The 21775-nt window shown below is 72.6% G+C and carries 25 protein-coding genes; 11 read left to right on the top strand and 14 right to left on the bottom strand.

What is annotated here, in order from left to right; genetic code table 11:
• Positions 1 to 6 precede the first annotated feature (6 nt).
• Entirely contained in the window at positions 7 to 903 is an 897-nt protein-coding gene (locus AC07FK_RS09470; RefSeq protein WP_479104040.1) for a pentapeptide repeat-containing protein, read from the bottom strand.
• Positions 904 to 1035: 132 nt separating this feature from the next.
• Here AC07FK_RS09470 and AC07FK_RS09465 point away from each other — a divergent pair, with 132 nt between their 5' ends.
• The 3 genes from AC07FK_RS09465 to lnt all read left to right on the top strand — a co-directional run bounded on the left by AC07FK_RS09465 (position 1036) and on the right by lnt (position 3589).
• On the top strand, positions 1036 to 1209 hold the full coding sequence (locus AC07FK_RS09465) for a hypothetical protein (protein WP_453404082.1): 174 nt from the start codon (positions 1036 to 1038) through the stop codon (positions 1207 to 1209).
• 177 nt (positions 1210 to 1386) lie between these two features.
• Positions 1387 to 1875: a nuclear transport factor 2 family protein gene (locus AC07FK_RS09460; RefSeq protein WP_479104038.1), complete on the top strand. Its 489-nt coding sequence runs from the start codon at positions 1387 to 1389 to the stop codon at positions 1873 to 1875.
• A gap of 130 nt (positions 1876 to 2005) precedes the next feature.
• Positions 2006 to 3589: an apolipoprotein N-acyltransferase gene (lnt, locus tag AC07FK_RS09455; protein ID WP_479104036.1), complete on the top strand. Its 1584-nt coding sequence runs from the start codon at positions 2006 to 2008 to the stop codon at positions 3587 to 3589.
• Here lnt and AC07FK_RS09450 read toward each other — a convergent pair.
• Together AC07FK_RS09450 and AC07FK_RS09445 are read right to left on the bottom strand one after the other, a co-directional pair.
• On the bottom strand, positions 3510 to 4418 hold the full coding sequence (locus AC07FK_RS09450) for a Gfo/Idh/MocA family protein (protein ID WP_479104034.1): 909 nt from the start codon (positions 4416 to 4418) through the stop codon (positions 3510 to 3512). The two genes, lnt and AC07FK_RS09450, sit on opposite strands and share 80 nt — an antisense overlap.
• A gap of 11 nt (positions 4419 to 4429) precedes the next feature.
• Positions 4430 to 5659, bottom strand: a complete 1230-nt coding sequence (locus tag AC07FK_RS09445; RefSeq protein ID WP_479104032.1) for an FAD-dependent monooxygenase — start codon at positions 5657 to 5659, stop codon at positions 4430 to 4432.
• Between the two features lie 84 nt (positions 5660 to 5743).
• Here AC07FK_RS09445 and AC07FK_RS09440 point away from each other — a divergent pair, with 84 nt between their 5' ends.
• From AC07FK_RS09440 to AC07FK_RS09430, 3 genes are all read left to right on the top strand, one after another.
• Positions 5744 to 6373: a TetR/AcrR family transcriptional regulator gene (locus AC07FK_RS09440; protein ID WP_479104031.1), complete on the top strand. Its 630-nt coding sequence runs from the start codon at positions 5744 to 5746 to the stop codon at positions 6371 to 6373.
• 32 nt (positions 6374 to 6405) lie between these two features.
• A complete protein-coding gene (locus tag AC07FK_RS09435) occupies positions 6406 to 6930 on the top strand; it encodes a DinB family protein (RefSeq protein WP_479104939.1) in 525 nt (174 codons plus the stop codon).
• An 85-nt stretch (positions 6931 to 7015) separates the two neighbouring features.
• A complete protein-coding gene (locus AC07FK_RS09430; RefSeq protein WP_479104029.1) occupies positions 7016 to 7528 on the top strand; it encodes a hypothetical protein in 513 nt (170 codons plus the stop codon).
• 203 nt (positions 7529 to 7731) lie between these two features.
• Here the strand turns inward: AC07FK_RS09430 and AC07FK_RS09425 are convergent, their stop codons facing one another.
• Both AC07FK_RS09425 and AC07FK_RS09420 read right to left on the bottom strand, forming a co-directional pair.
• The gene (locus AC07FK_RS09425) at positions 7732 to 8205 is read right to left on the bottom strand and encodes a hypothetical protein (RefSeq protein WP_479104027.1); all 474 of its coding nucleotides are present in this window, start codon (positions 8203 to 8205) and stop codon (positions 7732 to 7734) included.
• Positions 8206 to 8290: 85 nt separating this feature from the next.
• Complete coding sequence (locus AC07FK_RS09420) at positions 8291 to 9268, bottom strand: helix-turn-helix transcriptional regulator (protein WP_479104025.1); 978 nt, start codon at positions 9266 to 9268, stop codon at positions 8291 to 8293.
• Positions 9269 to 9380: 112 nt separating this feature from the next.
• On the opposite strand from AC07FK_RS09420, the gene AC07FK_RS09415 reads away from it, so the two are divergent.
• Entirely contained in the window at positions 9381 to 9788 is a 408-nt protein-coding gene (locus AC07FK_RS09415) for a DUF3224 domain-containing protein (protein ID WP_479104023.1), read from the top strand.
• Here the strand turns inward: AC07FK_RS09415 and ung are convergent, their stop codons facing one another.
• The 6 genes from ung to AC07FK_RS09385 all read right to left on the bottom strand — a co-directional run bounded on the left by ung (position 9789) and on the right by AC07FK_RS09385 (position 15202).
• Entirely contained in the window at positions 9789 to 10472 is a 684-nt protein-coding gene (ung, locus tag AC07FK_RS09410) for a uracil-DNA glycosylase (RefSeq protein WP_479104021.1), read from the bottom strand.
• A 69-nt stretch (positions 10473 to 10541) separates the two neighbouring features.
• Positions 10542 to 12122 carry an ABC transporter substrate-binding protein gene (locus tag AC07FK_RS09405; protein WP_479104019.1) on the bottom strand — a complete coding sequence of 527 codons (1581 nt, stop codon included), beginning with the start codon at positions 12120 to 12122 and terminating at the stop codon, positions 10542 to 10544.
• A gap of 118 nt (positions 12123 to 12240) precedes the next feature.
• Positions 12241 to 13008 carry an SDR family oxidoreductase gene (locus AC07FK_RS09400; RefSeq protein ID WP_479104017.1) on the bottom strand — a complete coding sequence of 256 codons (768 nt, stop codon included), beginning with the start codon at positions 13006 to 13008 and terminating at the stop codon, positions 12241 to 12243.
• Between the two features lie 36 nt (positions 13009 to 13044).
• Positions 13045 to 13806, bottom strand: coding sequence for a 3-oxoacyl-ACP reductase FabG (gene fabG / locus AC07FK_RS09395; protein WP_479104015.1), 762 nt, complete (start codon positions 13804 to 13806; stop codon positions 13045 to 13047).
• Positions 13807 to 13964: 158 nt separating this feature from the next.
• Positions 13965 to 14351 (bottom strand): DUF3037 domain-containing protein, encoded by a 387-nt coding sequence (locus AC07FK_RS09390; protein ID WP_479104013.1) that lies wholly within the window; start codon positions 14349 to 14351, stop codon positions 13965 to 13967.
• Entirely contained in the window at positions 14348 to 15202 is an 855-nt protein-coding gene (locus AC07FK_RS09385) for a HipA family kinase (protein WP_479104011.1), read from the bottom strand. Before AC07FK_RS09385 ends, AC07FK_RS09390 begins: the two co-directional genes overlap by 4 nt.
• Before the next feature lie 175 nt (positions 15203 to 15377).
• On the opposite strand from AC07FK_RS09385, the gene AC07FK_RS09380 reads away from it, so the two are divergent.
• Complete coding sequence (locus AC07FK_RS09380; protein WP_479104009.1) at positions 15378 to 15860, top strand: Rieske (2Fe-2S) protein; 483 nt, start codon at positions 15378 to 15380, stop codon at positions 15858 to 15860.
• On the opposite strand, the gene AC07FK_RS09375 is transcribed toward AC07FK_RS09380, so the two are convergent.
• Positions 15847 to 16515, bottom strand: a complete 669-nt coding sequence (locus tag AC07FK_RS09375) for a cysteine hydrolase family protein (RefSeq protein WP_479104007.1) — start codon at positions 16513 to 16515, stop codon at positions 15847 to 15849. The two genes, AC07FK_RS09380 and AC07FK_RS09375, sit on opposite strands and share 14 nt — an antisense overlap.
• A 104-nt stretch (positions 16516 to 16619) precedes the next feature.
• Between AC07FK_RS09375 and AC07FK_RS09370 the strand changes: the two genes are divergently transcribed.
• A complete protein-coding gene (locus tag AC07FK_RS09370) occupies positions 16620 to 17087 on the top strand; it encodes a pyridoxamine 5'-phosphate oxidase family protein (RefSeq protein WP_479104005.1) in 468 nt (155 codons plus the stop codon).
• A 45-nt stretch (positions 17088 to 17132) separates the two neighbouring features.
• Here the strand turns inward: AC07FK_RS09370 and AC07FK_RS09365 are convergent, their stop codons facing one another.
• Complete coding sequence (locus AC07FK_RS09365) at positions 17133 to 18038, bottom strand: LysR substrate-binding domain-containing protein (RefSeq protein WP_479104003.1); 906 nt, start codon at positions 18036 to 18038, stop codon at positions 17133 to 17135.
• Positions 18039 to 18112: 74 nt separating this feature from the next.
• Between AC07FK_RS09365 and AC07FK_RS09360 the strand changes: the two genes are divergently transcribed.
• Positions 18113 to 19117: a DMT family transporter gene (locus AC07FK_RS09360; RefSeq protein ID WP_479104001.1), complete on the top strand. Its 1005-nt coding sequence runs from the start codon at positions 18113 to 18115 to the stop codon at positions 19115 to 19117.
• A gap of 489 nt (positions 19118 to 19606) precedes the next feature.
• Here the strand turns inward: AC07FK_RS09360 and AC07FK_RS09355 are convergent, their stop codons facing one another.
• On the bottom strand, positions 19607 to 20944 hold the full coding sequence (locus AC07FK_RS09355) for an aminotransferase class I/II-fold pyridoxal phosphate-dependent enzyme (RefSeq protein WP_479103999.1): 1338 nt from the start codon (positions 20942 to 20944) through the stop codon (positions 19607 to 19609).
• Positions 20945 to 20979: 35 nt separating this feature from the next.
• Between AC07FK_RS09355 and AC07FK_RS09350 the strand changes: the two genes are divergently transcribed.
• Positions 20980 to 21642, top strand: coding sequence for a pyridoxamine 5'-phosphate oxidase family protein (locus AC07FK_RS09350; protein ID WP_479103997.1), 663 nt, complete (start codon positions 20980 to 20982; stop codon positions 21640 to 21642).
• Positions 21643 to 21775: the final 133 nt, after the last annotated feature.

The raw sequence follows: 21775 nt of genomic DNA, 5'->3' as shown, positions 1-21775 counted from the left end.
CACGCCTCACCAGTGCGAAGGGCGAGTCAGCGCGGGCGGCAGCCCGGTGCCGGCGTCGCCCTTCGCCGCGTTCAGCTGCGACTGGGTGAGGAAGAAGCTGCCCGTGAGGTCGGCTCCCGACAGGTCGGCGTCGCGCAGGTCCGCGCCGATCAGGTCGGCCACCCTGAGATCGGCGCCCCTGAGGTCGGCGCCGATCAGGTACGCGCCCCGGAGGTCGGCGCCCCTGAGGTCGGCACCCCTGAGGTTCGCGCCGATGAGGTCCGCGCCCCGGCGGTTCTTCTTCGCCTTCGCCCCTCCCCTCCTGCCGCCCTTCCCGCCCTTCCCGGCGGAGCCGCCCGCCCCGCCCGTGGCGCCGGCCCGCACGAGCTCGCTCGTACGCAGCAGGAGCACGTTGACCTCCTGCCGGTACGCGGCCACGTTCAGGGCGAGGATCTCCTCGGGGCTGCCCTGGGAGAGGCGCTCGACCCTGGCCAGCGCCCCGCGCAGGTCGTCGTGGAGCGGGCGGGCCGGCTCCAGCGCGAGCGCCTCGGTGAGGTACCAGAGCAGTTCGTGGAGCTGCCGTACGACGGGGAGCAGTGCGAACATCTGCCGCGCCGTGTCCGGGGCCCGGCGCCAGTCCTGCCCGGCGTACGTGACCTGCGATATCCGCTGGCCCGCGCCGAAGCAGTCGTACACCGTGCAGCCCTGGAAGCCCTCGGGCCGCAGACGCGCGTGGACGCCGCAGCGGAAGTCCGGCCGGAGGTTGTGGCAGGGGTCACCGGCTTCCTTGTCGACCGCGAAGTCGGCGGAGGCCGTGAAGGCGAGTGCGACGCAGCACAGTGCGAAGCAGTTCTCGCAGTCGGCGCGCAGCTCGGGGGCGCCACGGCCGGGGACGGATTGCACGTGGACGCGCTGCTCGGACAAGGTGTGCGATCTCCTGGTGACTGCGGGTAACCGGCTGGACGCCGTCGCCGGCGCAAGACGATCAACTGTAGTGCGAGGAACGACACTGCCGATCGGGTGCTCACTGTCAGTGCTTGGACGTAGTCTTATCTCATGTACCGCACACCCCCGCCGGTTGGATCCGTGCGCCCCCTGACCGAGGCGAACGAGGCGATTCGCGCTCTGGTGGAGTCGCGCGCCGACGAGGCATGGCCCGCGGACGAGTACGAGACGCTGCTCCTGCAGTGGGCCGCGGCCGTACGCGGCGAGGTCGTCGAAGCGGCCTGACCGGCACAGTCGGCCGGAGATGGACACCGTGGTGGTCTGGGCCCTGTGCACGTACCGGCCGCACACCACCCCTTCGCAGGCCTGGCCTTCGCGGCCGCGCGCTCCCGTGCCGCACGGGGGCGCCCTCTCGCGTGCGCGGCTCTTGGCGCGGGCCACCCGCTGCCGGAGACTGGGCCGATGACGCAGCGGGAAGAACTCGCCACCATCATCGACCGGCTCGCCGTCGACGCGGTCGTCACCGACTACGCGGCGGCCGTGGACGACGCCGACTGGGCCGCGTACCGCGCCCTGTTCACCCCGGGCGGCCGGGCCGACTACCGCACCGCCGGCGGCATCGAGGGACCGGCGGCCGAGCTCGCCGACTGGTTGGCGGACACGATGCGCCTCTTCCCCGTGCGCCAGCACCTCATCGTCAACAGGCGGCTGCGGCTGGATCATCTGGACGGCGCCGCCGGGGACCGCGCGGCGCTCCGGGCCGACTACGTGAACCCGATGCGGCTGGAGACCACGCCCGCCGACGGCGCGGCCCGCGACAGCTCACGACCGTCGACCGAGCCCAACTTCATGTCCGGCGGCCGCTACGCGTTCGGTCTCCTGCGCACGGAGGACGGCTGGCGGCTCAGCTCGGTGGTCGTACGGGAGAAGTGGCGGCGCACGGCCCTCTGACGTGCGGGAACCTGTTAGGCCCGGCCCGTCGCGGGCACACTGTCCGCGATCGTCGCGCTGCCCCACACTGGAGGCAGGCACCGCTCCCGGGCTCCTCGGGGGCGCAGCGGCGGGACGAGGAGGCGCACGTATGCGGATTCCGGCCGGCCGGTGGGACCGGTTGTCGTCACCCTGGTGGCGCGGCGCCGTCGCGGTGGTGCTCGGAGCCCTGCCCGCGCTCTCCTTCCCCGCGCCCTCCCTCTGGTGGTTCGCGTACGTCGCCCTCGTGCCGTGGATGCTGCTGATCCGCTCGGCGCCGACGGGCCGGCGGGCGGCACTGGACGGCTGGCTGGGAGCCACCGGATTCATGATCGCCGTACATCACTGGCTGATGCCGAGCCTCCATGTGTTCATCGTGGTCCTGGCGGCGCTGCTGGCCCTTCTGTGGCTCCCCTGGGGCTGGCTGGTCGGGTCGATGCTGGGCGGGGCCCCGTCGGCCCGTCGTACGACGGCCGCGCTCGCCGTCGTGCCGTCCGGCTGGCTGATGGCTGAACTGGTCCGATCCTGGCAGGGGTTGGGCGGCCCGTGGGGGCTGCTCGGTTCGAGCCAGTGGGAGGTCGCCCCGGCGCTGCGGGTGGCGTCGGTCGGCGGTGTCTGGCTGGTGAGCCTGCTGGTGGTGGCCGTGAACACCGGCGTCGTGGTGCTGGTGGCCGTGCCCGCGGCCCGCAGGCCCGTGGTCGCGGCGCTGGCGGCCTGCGCCGTCGCGGCGGGCGCCGTCTGGGCATGGGCGCCGCGCCCCGAGCAGACCGGCCGGGTGCGCGTGGCCGTCGTACAACCGGGCGTCGTCAGCGGCCCGGAGCGGCGTTTCGCGGTGAGCGAGGCGCTCACCCGCGAGCTCGCGGGGCAGGACCCGGATCTGGTGGTGTGGGGCGAGAGCAGCGTCGCGGCGGATCTGACCGCACGGCCCGACCTCGCGGCCCGTCTCGCCGACCTGGCCCGCCTGGTGGACGCCGACGTACTGGTCAATGTGGACGCGCGGCGCTCCGACCGGCCCGGCATCTTCAAGAGTTCGGTGCTGGTCGGCGCGAACGGCGTCGACGGGCAGCGCTACGACAAGATGCGTCTGGTCCCCTTCGGTGAGTACGTCCCCGCGCGGTCGGTGCTCGGCTGGGCCACCTCCGTGGGCAAGGCCGCGGGCGAGGACCGCCGGCGCGGCACGAGCCCCGTGGTGATGACGCTCGCCGGTGGCGCGCCCGGCGGGCTGCGCGTCGGTCCTCTGGTGTGCTTCGAGTCGGCGTTCCCGGACATGAGCCGGGAGTTGGTCCGGCGGGGCGCGCAGATGCTGGTCACCCAGTCGGCGACGTCGACGTTCCAGAACAGCTGGGCTCCCGAGCAGCACGCCTCGCTCGCGGCGCTGCGGGCCGCCGAGACCGGCCGTCCGGTGGTGCACGCGACGCTCACCGGCGTCAGCGCGGTGTACGCGCCCGGCGGCGAGCGCGTCGGCCCGCCGCTGGGGACCCAGGAGAGCACTTCGGCGGTGTACGACGTTCCGCTGGCCGAGGGTTCGACGGTGTACGTCCGGGCGGGCGACTGGGCCGTGTACGGCGCGCTCGCCGCGCTGGCCCTGCTGGGCGCGGTGACGGGCGTACGGGCCCTCAGGCGGCCCGCTGCTCCTCGACCGCCAGGACCACCCGCTCGCACAACTCGTGCGTCAGCAGGGCGTCCTGGGCACTGAGCCGCTTTCCGGCCCGTACGGCGTCCAGGAATGTGTCGACGGACTGCTCGATGCCCCGCTGGCGGGCCACCGGCACCCAGTCGCCGCGCCGCCGGACGGTCGGCTGCCCCTTGTGGTCGACGACGTCGGCGAGGTTGAGCACCTGGCGCTTGGCGTCCTGGCCGGAGACCTCGAGGATCTCCTCGGTGGAACCGTTCATGCGGTTCATGGTGCCGATGGCCGTGAAGCCGTCGCCCGACAGCTGAAGGACGACGTGGTGGACCAGCCCCGCCACCGTCTTCGCCCGTACGTCGACGTGGTCGACCGTGCCGGGGACGAGGAAGCGCAGGGTGTCGACGACGTGGATGAAGTCGTCGAGGACGAGGGTGCGCGGGTCCTCGGGAAGGCCGACACGGTTCTTCTGCATGATGATCAGGTCGCGCGGGTGCTCGGCGCACTGCGCGTACGGGGGAGCGAGCCGCCGGTTGAAGCCGACGGCGAGGCTGACCCCACGGTCCTCGGCGAGCCGTACGAGCCGCTCCGACTCGGCCAGTTCGTACGCGAGCGGCTTGTCGACGTACGTCGGGACGCCCGCCTCCAGGAGCCGGGTGACGATCTGCGGGTGCACGGCGGTGGGCGCGTGCACGAAGGCGGCGTCCAGGCCCTGCGCGAGCAGCGCGTCGAGGCCCGTGTGGCACTGCTCCGCGGGGATCCGGTACATGGCGGCGACCCGCGCGAGGGTGGCCGGCGTGCGCGTCTGCAGGTGCGGTTCGAGGCCCGGGCGGGTGGTCAGTACGGGCAGGTACGCCTTCTGCGCGATGTCTCCGAGCCCGATGACGCCGACCTTCACGGAGGGTCTCCCTAACGCTGTGCCTGATCGCGGACCTGGCGGTCCCCTGCCCCGGCAGCATACGTGCGCTGCGGCGGCTGCCAGTTCGCGATGCCGTCGAAGGTGCGCAGGGCGAGGCCGGGGCCGAATCCGGCGAGGCGCACCAGGGTGTCGCGCACGGCCACGGCGGGGGCGCTGCGCAACGACACAAGGCGCGCGACCGTCGCGGACTTGCGGACGATGCCGGTGGTGCGCGGCAGCCGGTCGGCGGAGTACGCCGCGAGTCCGGTCCCGACGGCCGCCGCGTCCGGGAGGTGGTGGGCCAGTACGACGCCGTCCTCGATGGCCTGGTTCCCGCCCTGGCCGAGGGTGGGGCACATGGCGTGCGCGGCGTCGCCGACCAGCACGGTCCGGCCGCGGTGGAAGGCGGGCAGCGGGTCGATCAGATGGTGCACGTCGTGACGCAGGACCTGGTCGGGGCCGGCCGCTTCGATGATCCGGGGGACGGGGTCGTGCCAGTCGCCGAACCTGCGCAGGAGCTCGGCCCTCTCGCCGCCGGGCGCGCGTTCTCCGGCGGGGGCGACGGCGGCGCCGTACGCGTACACCCGCCCGTCCTTCAGCGGCTGACTGCCCCACAGGGCCCCGCGGCCCCAGGTCTCGTGCGGCGGGAAGGCGGGGACGGCGCCGGCGGGGACGACCACGCGCCAGGTGGTTATCCCGGAGTAGCGGGGGCCGGCGTGGTCCGGGAAGAGGGCGCGTCGCGTCGCGGAGCCGATGCCGTCGGCGCCGACGACGAGATCCGCCTCGACGTCCCCGTCGGGGGTGGCGACCACGGCGGGGCGGCCGCCGGCGACCCCGGGGTCGGCCGGCGTCGCGGGGCACCCGGTGCGGATCGCGCCGTCGGGGAGCCGGGCGGTGATGCGGTCGACGAGGGTGGCGCGGTGGAGGAGGACGAGCGGGCCGCCGAAGCGCTCGGCGGCGGCGGTGCTGTCCGTACGGGAGAGCCAGCGGCCCGTGGGGGAACGCATGCCCCCGTCGCCCTGCCAGGCGGCCAGCGCGCGGATCTCCTCACCGACTCCGACGACGTCGAGGGCGCGGTGCCCGTTGGGGGCGAGAGCGATCCCCGCGCCGACGGGTTCCACGGAGGCGGCGCGCTCCAGGACGGTGACGTGCCAGCCGCGCTGGTGGAGGGCGACGGCGGCGGTCAGTCCGCCGATTCCGCTCCCCACGATCACGGCGCGGGGCTGGGCCTTGGAACTCATGGGCATGACTACTCCTCGGCAACTACACCTGTAGTAACCCCATGACCGTACTACAGATGTAGTGCGCACGGTAGGTTGGTTCTCATGACCGCACGCGCCGCCGCGGGCCGCTCCCGCCCCGAACTGATCGCCGACGCCGCCCTGGCCCTGCTCGTGGAGCGCGGCATGCGCGGGCTGACCCACCGGGCGGTCGACGAACGCGCCGGGCTTCCGCAGGGCTCCACCTCCAACTACGCCCGCACCCGGCAGGCGCTGCTGGAGGCGACGGTCCGCCGGCTGGCCGAGCGCGAGGCGCGGGTGCTCGCCGTGGACGAGATGCCGGCCCCGGCGGGCGGGCTCGACGCCGTCGTGGACGCGCTCGCTACGGCCCTGCACCGCCATCTGGCGCACCACCGCGAGCTGCTCGTCGCGCGGTACGAACTGGGCCTGGAGGCGACCCGCCGCCCCGAACTGCGCGAGTTCTACGACGCGACGGGCCGGCGCCGCTTCCGGGAACCCCTCAACGCGCTGATGACGGCGGCGGGTTCGCGGGAGCCCGAGCGGCACGCGCTGTCACTGGTGGCGTGGTGCGAGGGGCTGATGTTCTCCTGCGCCGCCGGTTCGTACCACGCGGCGGTCCCCAGCGAGGAGGAGCTGCGCAAGGGGTTCGGCGAGCTGCTGCGCGGGATGCTCGGCTCCCCGGCCCCCGGGGGCCGGGGAGCGGTCGGCGCGTAAAGGGCTGGCGGCGAGTGGATCAGTGCGTGACCATGACCGCCATGACGCATCCTGACGTTCGCACCGATCCCTCCACCACCGCCGGCGAGCGCGAAATGCTCGAAAGCTGGCTGGACTTCCACCGCGAGACGCTGGCGCTCAAGTGCGCGGGCCTGAACGAGGAACAGCTGCGGGAGACTTCCGCGCCGCCGTCGTCCCTGTCGCTGCTGGGACTCGTACGGCACATGACGGAGGTCGAGCGGGGCTGGTTCCACCGGGTGCTGGGCGGCGAGGACGCCCCGCGCCTCTACTACAGCGACGGGAACCCGGACGGGGACTTCCGGGTGACGGAACAGGACACCTGGGCCGAGGCGCACACCGCCTGGCGCGACGCGATCGGCCGGGCACGCGAACTGGCCGCACAGCACTCACTCGACGATCTCGGCAAGGGCGAGCACCGCAGCGGGAAGTCGTACAACCTCCGCTGGATCTACGTCCACATGATCGAGGAGTACGCCCGTCACAACGGCCACGCGGACCTGCTGCGCGAACGCATCGACGGCACGACGGGCGACTAGGGCACCGGACCGGGGCATCACTCGTGCGGGCCAATATCCCGTGCGGGTTCGCGAAATCCGCCCCGCGCCCACCAGAGTTGAGCGGGTGCACCGAACGAGAACCACCGTGAAGATCCTCGTGGGAGTGGCGGTCACGGCCGTCTCCGCCACCGTCAGCGGCTGCGTGGCGGTCGAGCCCCCGCCCGCCCCCGCCGCCGTACCCACCCCCGATGCTCCGCCGCTCCCCCGGGGCCGGGCGGTGGAGCCGCAGATCGTGCAGGCTCCCGCCCGCGAGGCCCTGGACGCCGCGCTGCACCCGCCGAAGGAGGCGGCGGCCGGGGCCGAGCGGCGGGAGACCCCGGCGGTACGCCGGGACGCGCGGCCCGCACCGCCCCGCCGCCCGGCCCGGCTGCCGGCGACGGACCCGGCCCCCGCCCGGCCCGTGCCCGCCGCCCCCGCGCCGCCGAAGGCAGCCGTGCCGGTGCCGCGCGTCCTGCCGTCCCTGCCGGTGCCCGCCCCGGGCGGCGGGGCGGACGTGTGCGCGCTCGGCGAGGGGTACGGCGGCTGGCAGCACGACAGCGCGCAGGCCCGCATCTGCCGCGATACGTACGGACGGTGACGCACAGGGCGGTCGGCCCGCGCCCGCCGTCCGGCGTGCCTCCCCGGCCGTCACCCGTGTCCGCGGCCCCGAGCCCGTCACCCCCGCGTGCTCACCCCCTGTCCGTCACCCCGAGTCCGTCACCCTCGCGTGCTCACCCCCTGTCCGTCACCCCGAGTCCGTCACCCTCGCGTGCTCACCCCCTGTCCGTCACCCCGGGTCCGTCATCCCGCGTCCGCCAGCCTCCGCTCCAGCCGGTCGATGGCCGCCCGCACACTGTCCCCGTACCCGTCGTTCCCCAGCGCGTCCGACGCTGCCCGCGCCCGCCCCAGGTGGGTGCGCGCGGCGTCCGGGCGGTGCAGCTTCAGGTAGTCGGCGGCGAGGTTGAGGTGCAGCGAGGGGTAGAACCCGCGTACCGCGACCGACGCGTCGTGCCGGGCCACCCGCTCGTCGGTGAGCCCGTCGGCGGCCGCCAGCGCTCTGAGGTCCCACGCCAGCTCGTCCCCGGCGTCGTCCTGCGTGTCCGCCATGTAGTGGGCGAGCGTGCAGCGGTGGAACGCGTCACCGTCCTCACCGATCTCCGTCCACAGCTCGCCGAGGCGGTTGCGCGCCTCCTCGCGGTCCCCGGCGTGGAGAAGCATGATCGCCTGTCCGATCCGCGTCATCGTGACGTCCTCGGACGCCTCCTGCTGCTCCATCGCCGTTTCTCCTCGCCCGCCGCACCTGCGCGTGAAAGCCAATACCGACGATCACGACGCTAGACCCAGGCACTGACAATCGGGCTCAGGCTCGGGCGGCGCCCCGGTAGCGCTGCGCCAGGCCGGTGACCGTACGGGCGAGCTCCGCCCGCAGTTCCGGCGGCCCCAGGACCTCGACCTCCAGGCCGAGCCGCAGCAGGTCCCCCAGCGCCACGGGTGGCGCCTCCACGCGCAGTACCGTCTCGACCCACCCCTCCGCGTCCGGCGGCCCCGCAGCCCGCACCGCCTGCGAACCCGCCGCCCCGCACTGCACAGGCAGCAGCGTGAGGCCGCGCGGCGACACGCGCAGCCGCGCCTCGCCCCGCAGCACCCCGGCCTCCATCCGGCGGGCGCTCTCCTGCCAGTACGCCGCCAGGTCGAACCCGGCGGGGCGCGCGAAGCTCTCCTCCAGCGCCTGTGCGGCGAGCATCCGCGACACCCGGTACGTGCGCACCGACTCCCCGGCGTCCGCCACGAGGTACCAGTTGCCGCCCTTCAGCACGAGGCCCAGCGGCCCGAGGTCCCGGTGCACGTCACCGCGCCAACGCCGGTAGTGGACGCGCAGAAGCCGCTCCCGCCAGACCGCTCCGGCGACCTCGGCGAGGTACGGCGCGGGATCCGCGTCGCGGAACCACGCGGGGGCGTCCAGGTGGAACCGCTCCTGCACACGCCGGGTGCGCTCCCCCAGACCGTCCGGCAGCGCCGCCTCCAGCTTGAGCCGGGCCGTCGTCAGGTCGGCGGCAAGACCCAGTTCGGCCGCGGCGTCCGGCATGCCCGCGAAGTGCAGCGACCCCGCCTCGTCGACCGTCAGGCCGGTCAGCCGGGTGCGATAGCCGTCCATCAGCCGGTAACCACCGGCCGGGCCCCGGTCGGCGTACACCGGCACGCCGGACGCGCTGAGCGCCTCGACGTCCCGGTAGACGGTGCGGACGGAGACGCCCAGCTCACGGGCGAGTTCGGGAGCGGTCGTGCGACCGCGGTTCTGCAGCAGGAGAAGGAGGGAGAGCAGTCGGTCGGCGCGCATGGGCCAAGTCTGCGGCCACCTCCGCCGTACCTGACAGGAGGTGTCAGGTACGGAAGCAATGCTGGTCCCAGGGAGCGCGAGAGGGTCGCGCCGGCTCTTGAGAGGAACCTCCATGCCCGCACAGGCCACCGGAAGCTTCACCTTCACCCACTGGGACGAGACCCCGGCCGCCGGGACGGAACCGGGCCCCAGGCTGGCCCGGGCGTCCGTCACCAATGTCTTCACCGGCGTCATCGAGGCGGCCCCGACCACGTGCGAGTACTCCATCGCCTACGCGAGCGCGAAGACCGGGACGTTCGTCGGCCACCAGCTCTTCAGCGGCTCCGTAAACGGCCGTGCGGGAACGTTCGCCGTCGAGGAACGGGGCACCTTCGGCGAGGACGGCACGGTCCACTGCGCCTTCGAGGTGGTGACCGGCTCCGGCACGGGCGAGCTGGCCGGGCTGAGCGGGACGGGCGGTTACACCGCGCGGCACGGCGAGCCGGCCGTCCCGTACACCTTCGCCTACGACCTGGGCTGATCAGCCCAGATTCGGCACGGTCCAGTCGATGGGCCGGTGGCCCTGGGCCTCCACCGCCTCGTTGATCTGCGTGAACGGCCGGGACCCGAAGAACTTCTTCGCCGAGAGGGGCGAGGGGTGCGCGCCCTTGACGACCACGTGGCGCTCCTGGTCGATCAGCGGCAGCTTCTTCTGCGCGTAGTTGCCCCAGAGCACGAAGACCGCCGGGTCGGGCCGCGAGGCCACGGCGCGGATCACCGCGTCCGTGAACGTCTCCCACCCCTTGCCCTTGTGGGAGTTGGCCTCGCCGGCCCGCACCGTCAGCACGGCGTTGAGCAGCAGGACGCCCTGCTCGGCCCACGGCATGAGGTAGCCGTTGTCCGGGATCGGGGTGCCCAGCTCCGCGTTCATCTCCTTGTAGATGTTCCGCAGGGACGGAGGCACCTTGACACCCGGTCGCACCGAGAAGCACAGGCCGTGGCCCTGGCCTTCGCCGTGGTAGGGGTCCTGGCCGAGGACCAGGACCTTCACCCGGTCGTACGGCGTGGCCTCCAGGGCGGCGAAGACCTCCTCGCGCGGCGGGTAGACCGGCCCGTTCGCCCGCTCCTTCTCGACGAATTCGGTGAGCTGCTGGAAATAGGGCTTCTGCAGCTCGTCCCCGAGGACGCCGCGCCAGGAGTCGGGCAGCATGTCGGTGTCGGTCACGTCAACAACCTCCGGTAAACGATCAGTTCTTCGTCAAAGAACCTACCTGGGGCCACTGACAACGGACTCCTACCAGCTGGTCTTCTTGTGCAGCTGCCAGACCTGCATGATCGTCTGCGGGTCCAGCGCCCGTTCGGCGCCCGCGATCTCGTCGGAGGCGGCGACGTACAGCTTGCCCTGCCACAGCGGCAGCAGGCGTACGTCCTCCAGCAGGATCTCCTGGGCACGGCCGAACTGGTCGCCGACCGCGGCGCGGTCGCTCTCCTGGCGCGTCTTGGGCAGCAGGCTGGCCGTGATCTCCGGGGTGTCGTACGGCGTGCCGACGGCGTTGTTCTCGCCGACGAAGGGCGCGACGAAGTTGTCCGGGTCCGGGAAGTCGGGAGACCAGCCACGGCCGAAGACCGGGTACTCGCCCTTCTGGTAGCCCTTGTAGAAGGCGTTCCACGGGCGGTGCTTCAGCGTGATCTTGAAGAGCCCCGACTCGTCCAGCTGCCGCTTGAGCTCGGCGAACTCCAGAGCGGTGGAGGAGCCGTACCGGTCGGAGGTGTACCAGAAGGTCAGCGGGACCGGCTCGGTGATGCCCGCCTCGGCGAGGATGTTCTTCGCCTTCGGCACGCTCGGCTCGCCGTAGGTGTCGAAGAAGCTCGTCGCATGGCCGGCGACCCCGCTCGGGATCATGGAGTACAGCGGCTCCGCGGTGCCCTTGTAGACCTTGTCTACGAGGGCGCCGCGGTCCACCACCTGGGCGATGGCCCGGCGGACGGCGGGCTTGCGCGCGTTCGGGTCCTTGGGGTTGAAGACCAGGTAGCGGATCTCGGCGCCCGTCGCCTCGACGACCTGGAGCTGCTTCTCCTTCGGCTGGTCCTCGAGGTCGATGACCTGCTCGGCGGTCAGACCGCGGAACGTCGCGTCGATCTCCTTCTTCTTCAGGGCCGCGACCATCACCGCGGAGTCCTGGTAGTAGTGGATCGTGACGGCGTCGTTCTTGAGGTCGGCGAACCCGTCGTACTTCGGGTTCTTCACGAGCTCGGCCATCTTGTCGCGCTGGTACGACGCGAGGGTGTAGGGCCCCGAACCCGTCAGCTGGTTGCCCGTGCGGAGCTTGTCCTTCGGGTAGTCCGCGGGGCTGACCATCGACATCGCCGGCGTCGCGAGGACGAAGGGGAAGGTGGCGTCCGGCTTGTTCAGACGGAAGGTGATCTCCCGGTCGCCGCTCGTCTCCACCTTGTCGAGGCTGGAGAGAAGCCCGCTCGGGCCACCCTTCTGCCCGATGGTGAGGATCCGCTCGATCGAGTACTTGGCCGCCTCGGCGTCCAGCGCCGTACCGTCGGAGAACGTGAGGCCCTCGCGGAGCGTGCAGGTGTAGACCTTGTTCGAGGTGTCCGCGAAGCCGCACTTCTCCGCGGCGTCCGGCTCGGGGGTGGTGCTCCCCGTGGGGTAGCTCACCAACGTCTGGAAGACGTTTCTGTACAGCTCCCACGAACCGTCCCACGCACCGGCAGGGTCGAGTGTGCTGGGCGTGCTCGTCGTACCGACGGAGAGCTTCTGCTCGGTGTCGGACTGATCACTGGACAGCATCCCGCATCCGCTCAGCAGGGATATGGACGCAAGGGCTGCAGCGGACTGCAGACATCTGGTCCGGTTGAACACGTGCACGCTCCTCGATCAGCCATGGGTCGGCAGACCATACCGCAGCGCCCTGTCCGGTCAACGGGCAGACCCGGCAGGGCGCTTGGGCATAATCCACAGTAAAACCGGGTAAAGCGACTCAGCCGACGCCGGCGTTCAGGAAGATACCGCCGTCGACGACCAATGTCTGCCCCGTGATCCAGTCCGATTGGTCCGAAGTGAGGAAGGCGGCCGCTCCCCCGATGTCCTGGGGAACACCGAGCCGGCCCAGCGGGTACGCCGCGGCGGCCTCGGCCTCACGGCCCTCGTAGAGAGCCTCGGCGAACTTGGTCTTCACCACGGCGGGCGCGATCGCGTTCACCCGGACCCCCGGCGCGAACTCGTGCGCCAGCTGGAGGGTCAGGTTGACCATCGCCGCCTTGCTCATGCCGTACGCACCGATGAAGGGCGAGGCGGAGATGCCGGCGACCGATGCGATGTTGACGATCGCCCCGCCGTTCTCCTTCTGCCACGCCTTCCAGGTCTGCTGCGCGAACCCGAGCGCGGAGATCACGTTCGTCTCGTACGTCTTGCGGGCGACCCCGAGGTCCAGCTCCGCGATCGGCCCGAAGACCGGATTCGTCCCCGCGTTGTTGATCAGGAAGTCGACGCGGCCGAACGCCTCCATGGCGCGCTCCACGGCGACCGCCTGGTGGGCCTCGTCGTGAGCCTTGCCCGCGACGCCGATGACCCGGTCCGCGCCGAGCCGCTCGACGGCCTCCTTGAGCGCGTCCTCGTTGCGCCCGGTGATGCACACCCGGTCGCCGCGGGCGACGAGCGCCTCGGCGACGCCGTACCCGATGCCACGGCTCGCGCCCGTGATGAGCGCGACCTTCCCGCTGTCCCGTGCCTCTGCCTCAGCAGCCATGTTCCTCAGTCCCTCGATCCCTGGTCGGTGAGCGCGTCAGTTGAGCGGGCCGCCGGCGACGTACATGACCTGGCCGGAGACGAACCCGGCGTCCTCGCCCGTGAAGAAGGCGATGGCGTTGGCGATGTCGTCCGGCGTGCCGACGCGCTGCACGGGGATCTGGGTGGCGGCCGCGGCCTGGAACTCCTCGAAGCCCATGCCGACGCGGGCGGCGGTCTGCGCGGTCATCTCGGTGACGATGAAGCCGGGCGCGACGGCGTTGGCCGTGATGCCGAACTTGCCGAGCTCCTTGGCGAGGGTCTTGGTGAAGCCCTGGAGGCCCGCCTTGACGGCGGAGTAGTTCGCCTGGCCCCGGTTGCCGAGCGCCGAGCTGCTGGAGAGGCTGACGATGCGGCCGAACGTGGCGTCCACCATGTGCTTCTGGCAGGCCTTGGCCATCAGGAACGCGCCCTTGAGGTGCACGTTCATCACGATGTCCCAGTCGGACTCGCTCATCTTGAAGAGCAGGTTGTCGCGCAGGACGCCCGCGTTGTTCACGAGGATCGTCGGCGCACCGAGCTCCGCGGCGACGCGCGCCACTGCTGCCTCGACCTGAGCGCTGTCGGATACGTCGCAGCCGACGGCGAGGGCGGTGCCGCCCGCCGCCGTGATCTTTTCGACGGTGTCCTTGCACGCGGCCTCGTCGAGGTCGAGTACGGCGACGGCGCGGCCCTCTGCGGCCAGACGCACGGCGGTGGCGGCGCCAATGCCGCGCGCCGCCCCGGTCACGATCGCGACACGCTGCTCGGTGGTGGACATGCTGGTTCTCCTCGCCCTTGGGTGCGGCCGCCGCGTCACCGGGAGTGAGTTCCCGATCACTGAGCAACCGCTTAGTAGCTTCAGCAGACGTGACGCTAGAAGCCCTGGCACGCGGTGTCAACGGCCCACGGATCCACCCGGCGTATCCGTAGCGGAGATCACCGCACCAGCAGGTCGAGCAGACGCTCGACCTCGGCCTCCGGATCCGCCGTCAGGCCGGTGTGCACCGGCCCCGGCTGCACGACGGTGCTACGCGGCGCGATCAGCCAGCGGAACCGCCGTCCGGGGTCGTCGCCGGCCGCCTGCCCCGCCGCCGCCCCGCCGCCGCAGACGCCCTCCACGGCGCGCAGGGCGGCCCGTACGCCCGTCACGTCGGCGCCGGGGTCCAGGGCCCGCAGCTTGGCCTCGTCGAGGTGCGTCCGGGCGGCCACGAAGGACTTGGCCCGGCAGTAGACGAGCACGCCGGCGTTGAACATCTCGCCCCGCTCCATCCGCGGCACGACGCGCACCAGCGCGTACTCGAAGACATCGCGCCCGGTGCTCATGCGCCGCCGTCCTTCGTGTCCTGTCCGGCCGGCCTCGGCCGCGGCGTCAGGCGGTCCGCCAGCCAGCCGGGGGCCTGCGACGGCTTGTCCTCGGTCGGCGCGCTGATGGTGATGCGCTCGTGGATCGTCGCGGCGCGCGGCAGCAGGGCGTCGACGTAGGCGCGGCGCAGCGCGTCGGTGCTCTCGAAGCCGGGCTCGTCGACGAGCCACTCGACGGGGATCTCGGCGGCGACCTCGGTCAGCAGCTCCTCGGTGACCAGCGGCGCGAGCTCGGCGGCCGCGCCCGCGGTGTCCGGCCCGAAGGGCGCGAGCACGTGGTCCGAGGCGTTGTACGGCTTCGCGGACGCGTTCGCGGCGGTCGGCCAGTTGTGCTGCCAGATCATGGTGGCTCCGTGGTCGATGAGCCACAGGTCGCCGTGCCAGACGAGCAGGTTGGGGTTGCGCCAGGAACGGTCGACGTTGTTGATCAGTGCGTCGAACCACACCACCCGGCCGGCCTCGGCCGGGTCCACCTCGTAGGCGAGTGGGTCGAAGCCGATCGAGCCGGGGAGGTAGTCCATGCCGAGGTTCAGTCCGCCGCTCGCCTTGAGCAGTTCCTGCACCTCCTGGTCGGGCTCCGCCAGGCCGATCACCGGATCGAGCTGGATGGTGACCAGTTCGGGGACGCGCAGCCCGAGCCGGCGGGCCAGTTCGCCGCAGACGACCTCGGCGACCAGGGTCTTGCGGCCCTGCCCCGCACCGGTGAACTTCATGACGTACGTACCGAGATCGTCGGCCTCGACGATCCCCGGGAGCGAGCCGCCCTCACGCAGGGGCGTGACGTAGCGGGTCGCTGTGACTTCGGAGAGCATTTCCCCAGATTACTGCCGTCTTGACGGCCTTTCGCTCACAGATTCGCGCGGCTGGATGCCCCGCCCGACGCGCCGCCGGTGCGAGACTCGCCGAAGAAATCGCCCGGCCGGTGAACACCGCCGCCCGGCCCCCCGTACAACACCGCACAGCCAGTGACCGAAGGGGAGTACGCGCATGACGGGCACCACGGGATCTCACGAGACAGGGCGGCTGTTCGGCCGCCGTACGGTCGTCGCCGCAGTGGGCGCCGCCGGGGTCGCCGCCGCGCTGACGGCGTGCGGCGGTTCGGACGGCGACAGCCCGTCCGGCACCGTGGCCGACAAGCCCGTCGGCGGCGAGGGCGCGGCGGGCGGAGGCGGCCAGGACGCCGGTGCCGTGCTGGCCAGGACGGCCGACATCCCGGAGGGCGGCGGCAAGGTCTTCGCCGACCAGGGCGTGGTCGTCACCCAGCCCACCGCGGGACAGTTCAAGGCGTTCTCGTCGAAGTGCACGCACCAGGGGTGCGCGGTCAAGGACGTGGCCGACGGGATGATCAACTGCCCGTGCCACGGGAGCATGTTCGACGCGACGGACGGCAGCGTGAAGGGCGGCCCCGCGAAGCAGCCGCTGCCCGCCGCGGCCATCAAGGTCGAGGGCGACTCGATCACCCTTGCCTGAGCCCCGGCCCGCCGCCCTCCCGGCGCGGTCGCTTCCAGCATGCGAGCACGTCGTCGGTCGTCGTGATCGTGGCGACGAGGGCGAGCGTGTTGCGGATCATCGCGGGGGTGTAGTCGGCGGGCACTCCCGCGATGGCGTCCGCGGGCACGACGGCGGTGTAACCGAGGTTGACCGCGTCGAAGACGGCGTTGGGAATCGCCACGTTCGCCGAGACTCCCGTGACGACGAGGCTCGTGCAGCCGAGGTTGCGCAGGAGCGCGTCGACGCCCGTTCCCGAGAGCGGCGAAAGGCCGTGCAGCCGCCGTACGACGAGGTCCTCGTCCGCGACGTCGAGCGGCTCCGCGACGCGCACCGCGGCCGTTCCCGAGAACTGCTGTACGGGCAGCCGCCGCGCGGCACGGAACAGGCGCGCGTTCGCACTGGAGCCGCGCCCGTCGGGACGCCGTTCCGCCACGGCGTGCAGCACCTGCACGCCGGCCTCGTGGGCGGCGTCGACCAGCCGCGCGACGCGGAGCAGCGCCCCTGAGGAGCGGGCCTCCCGGGCGAGTTCGGGCAGTGCGCCGTCCGGTCCGACGACGCCCTGCTGGCATTCCACGGTGAGCAGGACCGTGGTTGCCGGATCGAGCTGCTCCGCGAGCTGTTCGTACGACGGCACGGCTCCCCCTCGGGTCTGGGCGCGCGAGGCTAACGGGCATTGCGTGATGAGGGAAGAGACCCCATGATTTCTGACACCTGGTCAGAAACCATGAAGGGACGCCGATGAGCGCCACACAGCGCAGAGGCCGCCGCATCATGATGACGGACGCCGAACGGGACGCGTTCCTCACCGAACAGCGCACCTGCCGGGTGGCGACCGTCTCGGCGGACGGCAGCCCGCACGTCGGCGCGCTGTGGTTCGTCTGGGACGGGGAGTCCCTGTGGCTCTACTCCATCACCCGCAGCCGCCGGTGGGCACAGCTGCGCAAGGACGCCCGGCTGGCCGTGGTCGTCGACGACGGCGTGGAGTACGGCGAACTGCGCGGCATCGAACTGTCGGGCACCGCCGTCTTCGTCGGCGAGGCGCCGCGCACGGGCGAGCCCTGCCCGGAACTCGACGTACCGGAGCGCCTCTTCCCGCGGAAGTACTTCGGCATGACGCAGATGCCGCACGACGGCCGGCACGCCTGGCTGCGGCTGATGCCGGACGCGGTGACGTCCTGGGACTTCCGCAAGCTCGGCGGCGCCTGAGCCCCGGCCTGCGGCGCCGCCGAGCCCCGCGGCTGCCCGATCCCTTCAGCTGACGACGGCCGCGCCCGCCGTGCACAGCGCGTCGACCGCCGCGCGGATGGAAGGCCGCCGGTCGGCGTCGGCGCGCCAGACGGCGTAGACGTGCCGCCGCATCGCGTGCCGCACCGGTACGACGCGGACCCGGTCCGGCACCGGGCCGCGCCCCAGCCGGGGCGCCACGCACACGCCGAGGCCCTCGGCGATCAGCGCGAGCTGGGTGGCGTGCTCCTCCGCGACGTGCGCGATCCGGGGCTCGACGCCCTTGCCCCGCAGCGTGAACATCAGCCACTCGTGGCAGAACTCGCCCTCGGCCCAGGTCACCCAGTCGTCGTCGGCGAAATCCTCCAGCTCCACGGAGGCACGGTCGGCGAGCGGGTGGTCGACGTGCATCGCGACATCGGCGGGGTCGTGCAGCAGCTCCTGCTTGGCCAGCCCTTCGGGCACGGAGAGCGGCCTGTTGTACCAGTCGAGCACGACGGCGAGGTCGAAGTCGCCCCGCACGACCCCGCGTACGGATTCGTCCGGCTCCACCTCCCGCATCTGCACCCGCAGGTGCGGGTGTTCGACGCGGAGCGCGGCGAGCGCGGCGGGGAGCAGCCCGCGGGCGGCGGTGGGGAAGGCGGCGACCGTGAGGTCGCCGACGACGCGGCCGCGCTGCGCCTCGATGTCGGACTGCGCGAGTTCGACCTGCGAGAGGATGCGCGCTGCGTGGTCGGCGAGCAGCCGCCCGGCGTCGGTGAGGCGCACACCGCGGCCGTTCTTGGCGAGCAGGGGCTGACCGACCTCGCGCTCCAGCTTGGCCATCTGCTGGGAGACGGCGGAGGTCGTCACGTGCAGGCCGTCGGCCGCGCCGCTGACGGAACCGTGCCGGGCGAGGGCGTCGAGCGTACGCAGGCGCTCCAGATTCAACATGTAAGCGATACTAAGCGAAACGATCCACAAAATCTCGCTTGTGCTACGACGTGTGGCACGCGAGGGTACACACCATGAGCTTCGTCGCCCCACTCCGCCGCGCCGCACAGCCCGCCCCGGCACAACCCGCCGGCCCCGCCCCGCAGGACAGCCCTCCCGCGCCCGACCGACGCCCCGCCCTCGACTGGCGCATCCGTTTCGGCGTGCTCGCACTGATCTGGGGCTTCAGCTTCCTGCTCATCAAGGTCGGAACACAGGCGTACGCGCCCTTCCAGGTCACCCTCGGGAGGCTGCTCTTCGGTACGGCCGTGCTCGCCGCGGCGATGGCCGTGAAGCGGGTGGGGCTGCCGCGCGGCGCCCGGACGTGGGGTCATCTCACCGTCGCCGCGTTCTTCCTCAACGCCCTGCCGTTCACGCTCTTCGCGTACTCCGAGCTGACGATCCCCTCGACGCTCGCCGGCATCTGCAACGCCACCTCGCCGCTGTGGGGCATGGCGCTCTCGCTCGTGACCTTCTCGGAGGACCGCCCGACCCGCCGCCGCGTGGCGGGGCTCGGGTTGGGGTTCATCGGCGTCCTGACGGTCCTCGGCGCGTGGCAGGGCTTCTCGGGCCTGGACTTCGGCGGTACGGCGATGGCGCTGCTGGCCTCGCTCAGCTATCCGGTGGGCTGGATCTACCTGCGCCGCACGCTCGGCGGCACCGGCAACTCGGCCCTGTCCATGACGGGCGCCCAGCTCCTGCTCGGCACCGCCCAGCTCGCCGTGGTGACACCCCTTTTCACGACCATGCCGACGTCGTTCCCGGTCGTTCCCCTGCTCGCGGTGGTGGCGCTGGGCGCGCTCGGCACGGGCTTCGCGATGCTGCTCCAGTACGGCCTGGTGGCCGAGATCGGCCCGACGACCGCCCAGATGGTCACGTACTTCATCCCGGTGATCGCCACGGTCGCAGGCGTCACCCTGCTCGGTGAACACCTCAGCTGGAACACCCCGGTGGGCGCGCTCATCGTCCTCGCGGGCGCGGCCCTGACCCAGAGCCGCCCCCGAACCCGAGAGGCGACTGCGACTCCGGCGGGCGACTGAACCAGCTCCCCAGGGGCGGCCGCCCCCACACCAGGCCGGTTTGCGGGGCGACCCAGTGAGCGGTGACTACCCGACCGGCTCCCACAACCGTTGAAACGGGGCCCGGCGCGACGACCGGCGCCGCCTGGGCCCCACCACCCCGCCCCGGTGCGGCGGCCGGCAGCGGCGAACCAATCGGAGGGCAACCGGCCGGACCACCGACCGGAGGGCAACCGACCGAACCATCCGGACCGGTCCGCACAAGCGGGCCCGGCCCACGAACGGTTCGTCGCGGCGGTGGCAGCACCACCCCGACGCCGTGCGGCGGCCGGACGCCACGACCCGTCCGCCGCCGTGGCCGCAGTCCGGGGGAGGCGAGGGCGTCCGCAGCGCCCGGCCTGACGCCCCTGCCTGAGGCGACCCACCGAACCCTCGGCCGCCCAGGCCCCGGCTGTCGCGGTCGCCCCGGCCCTCACGCCCAGGCCCAGGGGGGGGGCGCGCCCCCGTACGTCACCCGTAACGCCGCCCACCCGACGGCGGGCCCGCCGCGGCGGCGACGGCGTCGGCGAGGGGGCCGACGTCCGCCGGCGCCATCGCCGACACCGTCAGCCGCACACCCGGCGGCGCGGCCATCCGGAACCGAGCCCCCGGCGCGACGGCCCACCCCGCGTGCAGCAGCCGTGCCACCACCCCCGTCTCGTCCGCGACCGGCACCCAGACGTTCAGCCCGCTGCGTCCGTGCGCCTCGATCCCCCGCTCCCGCAGCGCACGCATCAGCGCGTCGCGCCGCTCGCCGTACTCGCGCGAGACGGTCCGTACGTCCACGGCGCCGGCCTGCCACAGCTCGACGACCGCCCGCTGCACCAGCCGGCTCACCCAGCCGGGGCCGAGCCGCTGACGCCCCACGACGCGGTCGACCGTGACCGCGTCGCCGGTCATCATCGCGAGCCGCAGGTCGGGCCCGTACGCCTTCGCGACGGACCGCACGAACACCCATTGATCAGTCACGCCCGCGAGCGGACGCACCGGGAGATCGACGATCGCGTGCCCGTGGTCGTCCTCGATGAGCAGAACCTCCGGGAACATCGTCAGGACCCCGCGGAGCTCCTGGGCGCGCGCGACGCCGACGGCCGCGCCGGTCGGGTTCTGCGCCCGGTTGGTGATCACGAGGGCCCGGGCTCCACCCCGCAGCGCCCGTTCGACCTCACCGGGCAGCGGCCCGTTGTCGTCGAGCCCGACCGGTACGGCCGTCAGCCCGAGCGCCGGGATGAGGTCGAGCAGGCTGGCCCACCCCGGGTCCTCGACCGCCACCGCGTCACCCGGTTTCAGCCGGGCGGCCAGCACGCGCTCGATCGCGTCCAGCGACCCGGACGTGACGACCACGGAGCCGCTCGGCACCTGGTCCGCGTCGAACGCCGCCCGCGCGAGCCGGGTGAAGTCCGGATCCACCGGATCCTGCCCGTACAGCACGGGCCGGTCCGCGTTGTGCCGCACGGCGGCGGCGAACGCGTCGTGCAGCGACGGCAGCAGCGCCGGGTCGGGATTGCCCTCGCTCAAGTCCCGTACCCCGGGCGGTACGTCGACCCTGATCGACTCCCGCGCCGTACTGGCCGGCCGGGGGCGCACCCGACTGCCCCGACGGCCCGAGGTCTCGATCACCCCCCGGTCGCGCAGCGTCCGGTACGCGGCCGCGACCGTATTCGGATTGACCCCCAGCTCTCCAGCCAACTCCCGCATGGACGGCAGCAGTTCACCCGGGGCCAGCTCCCCGGACCCCACCGCACGCTCCACACTCGCGGCAATTTCCGACGCACGTCGCCCACTGATCCGATACTGTCGCCCTAGCACAAACAAAAGTATGCACTAGTACAATGGAGAACGCAATGACGGACACCACCTCCTACGCGCCGTCCGAGCGCACCGTCCCCACCCGCTCCCGGGAACGCGCCTCGTACGACCGCGACCTGGTGCACGCGATACTCGACGAGGGTTACGTCTGCCACCTCGGCTTCGTCCGTGACGGCGCGCCCGTTGTCCTGCCGACGCTCTACGCCCGCGTCGGCGACCGCCTCTACGTGCACGGTTCGACGGGCTCCCGCCCCCTGCGCATGGCAGGCCAGAGCGACCCCGGGCTCGCCGTCTGCCTGACCGTCACCCACGTGGACGGCCTGGTGCTGGCCCGCTCCGCCTTCCACCACTCGATCAACTACCGCTCCGTGGTGGTTCACGGCGTCGCCCGCGAGGTGACCGACGGGGAGGAGCGCCGCGCCGCGCTCGACGCGCTGGTCGACCACGTCGTTCCCGGCCGCTCCGGCGACTCTCGCCCGGCCAACGCCAAGGAACTCGCGGCGACCGCCGTGATCCGCCTCGACCTGGAGGAGGTCTCCGCGAAGGTCCGCACCGGCGGTCCCAACGACGAGCCCGAGGACGCTGCACTCCCCCACTGGACGGGCGTCGTCCCCCTGATCCGCGGCTACGGCGCACCGATCCCGGCAACGGACCTGGACCCGGCCGTCGCCCTCCCCGACTACCTCGCCGCGCTCTGAGCAGGGTCCGCCGGACCCGGGGGGGGGGGGGGGGGGGGGGGCCCGGCCCCCCCCCCCCCCCCCCCCCCCCCCCCAAAAAAAAAACAAGGGAAACACCGGAGGCGGGCGCGGGGGGGGGGAAGGGATGCGAACC

The organism is Streptomyces sp. NPDC046122, from assembly GCF_056429965.1.
The sequence above is the reverse complement of the archived record's forward strand: the minus strand, read 5'-3'. Positions and strand labels throughout refer to the sequence as shown.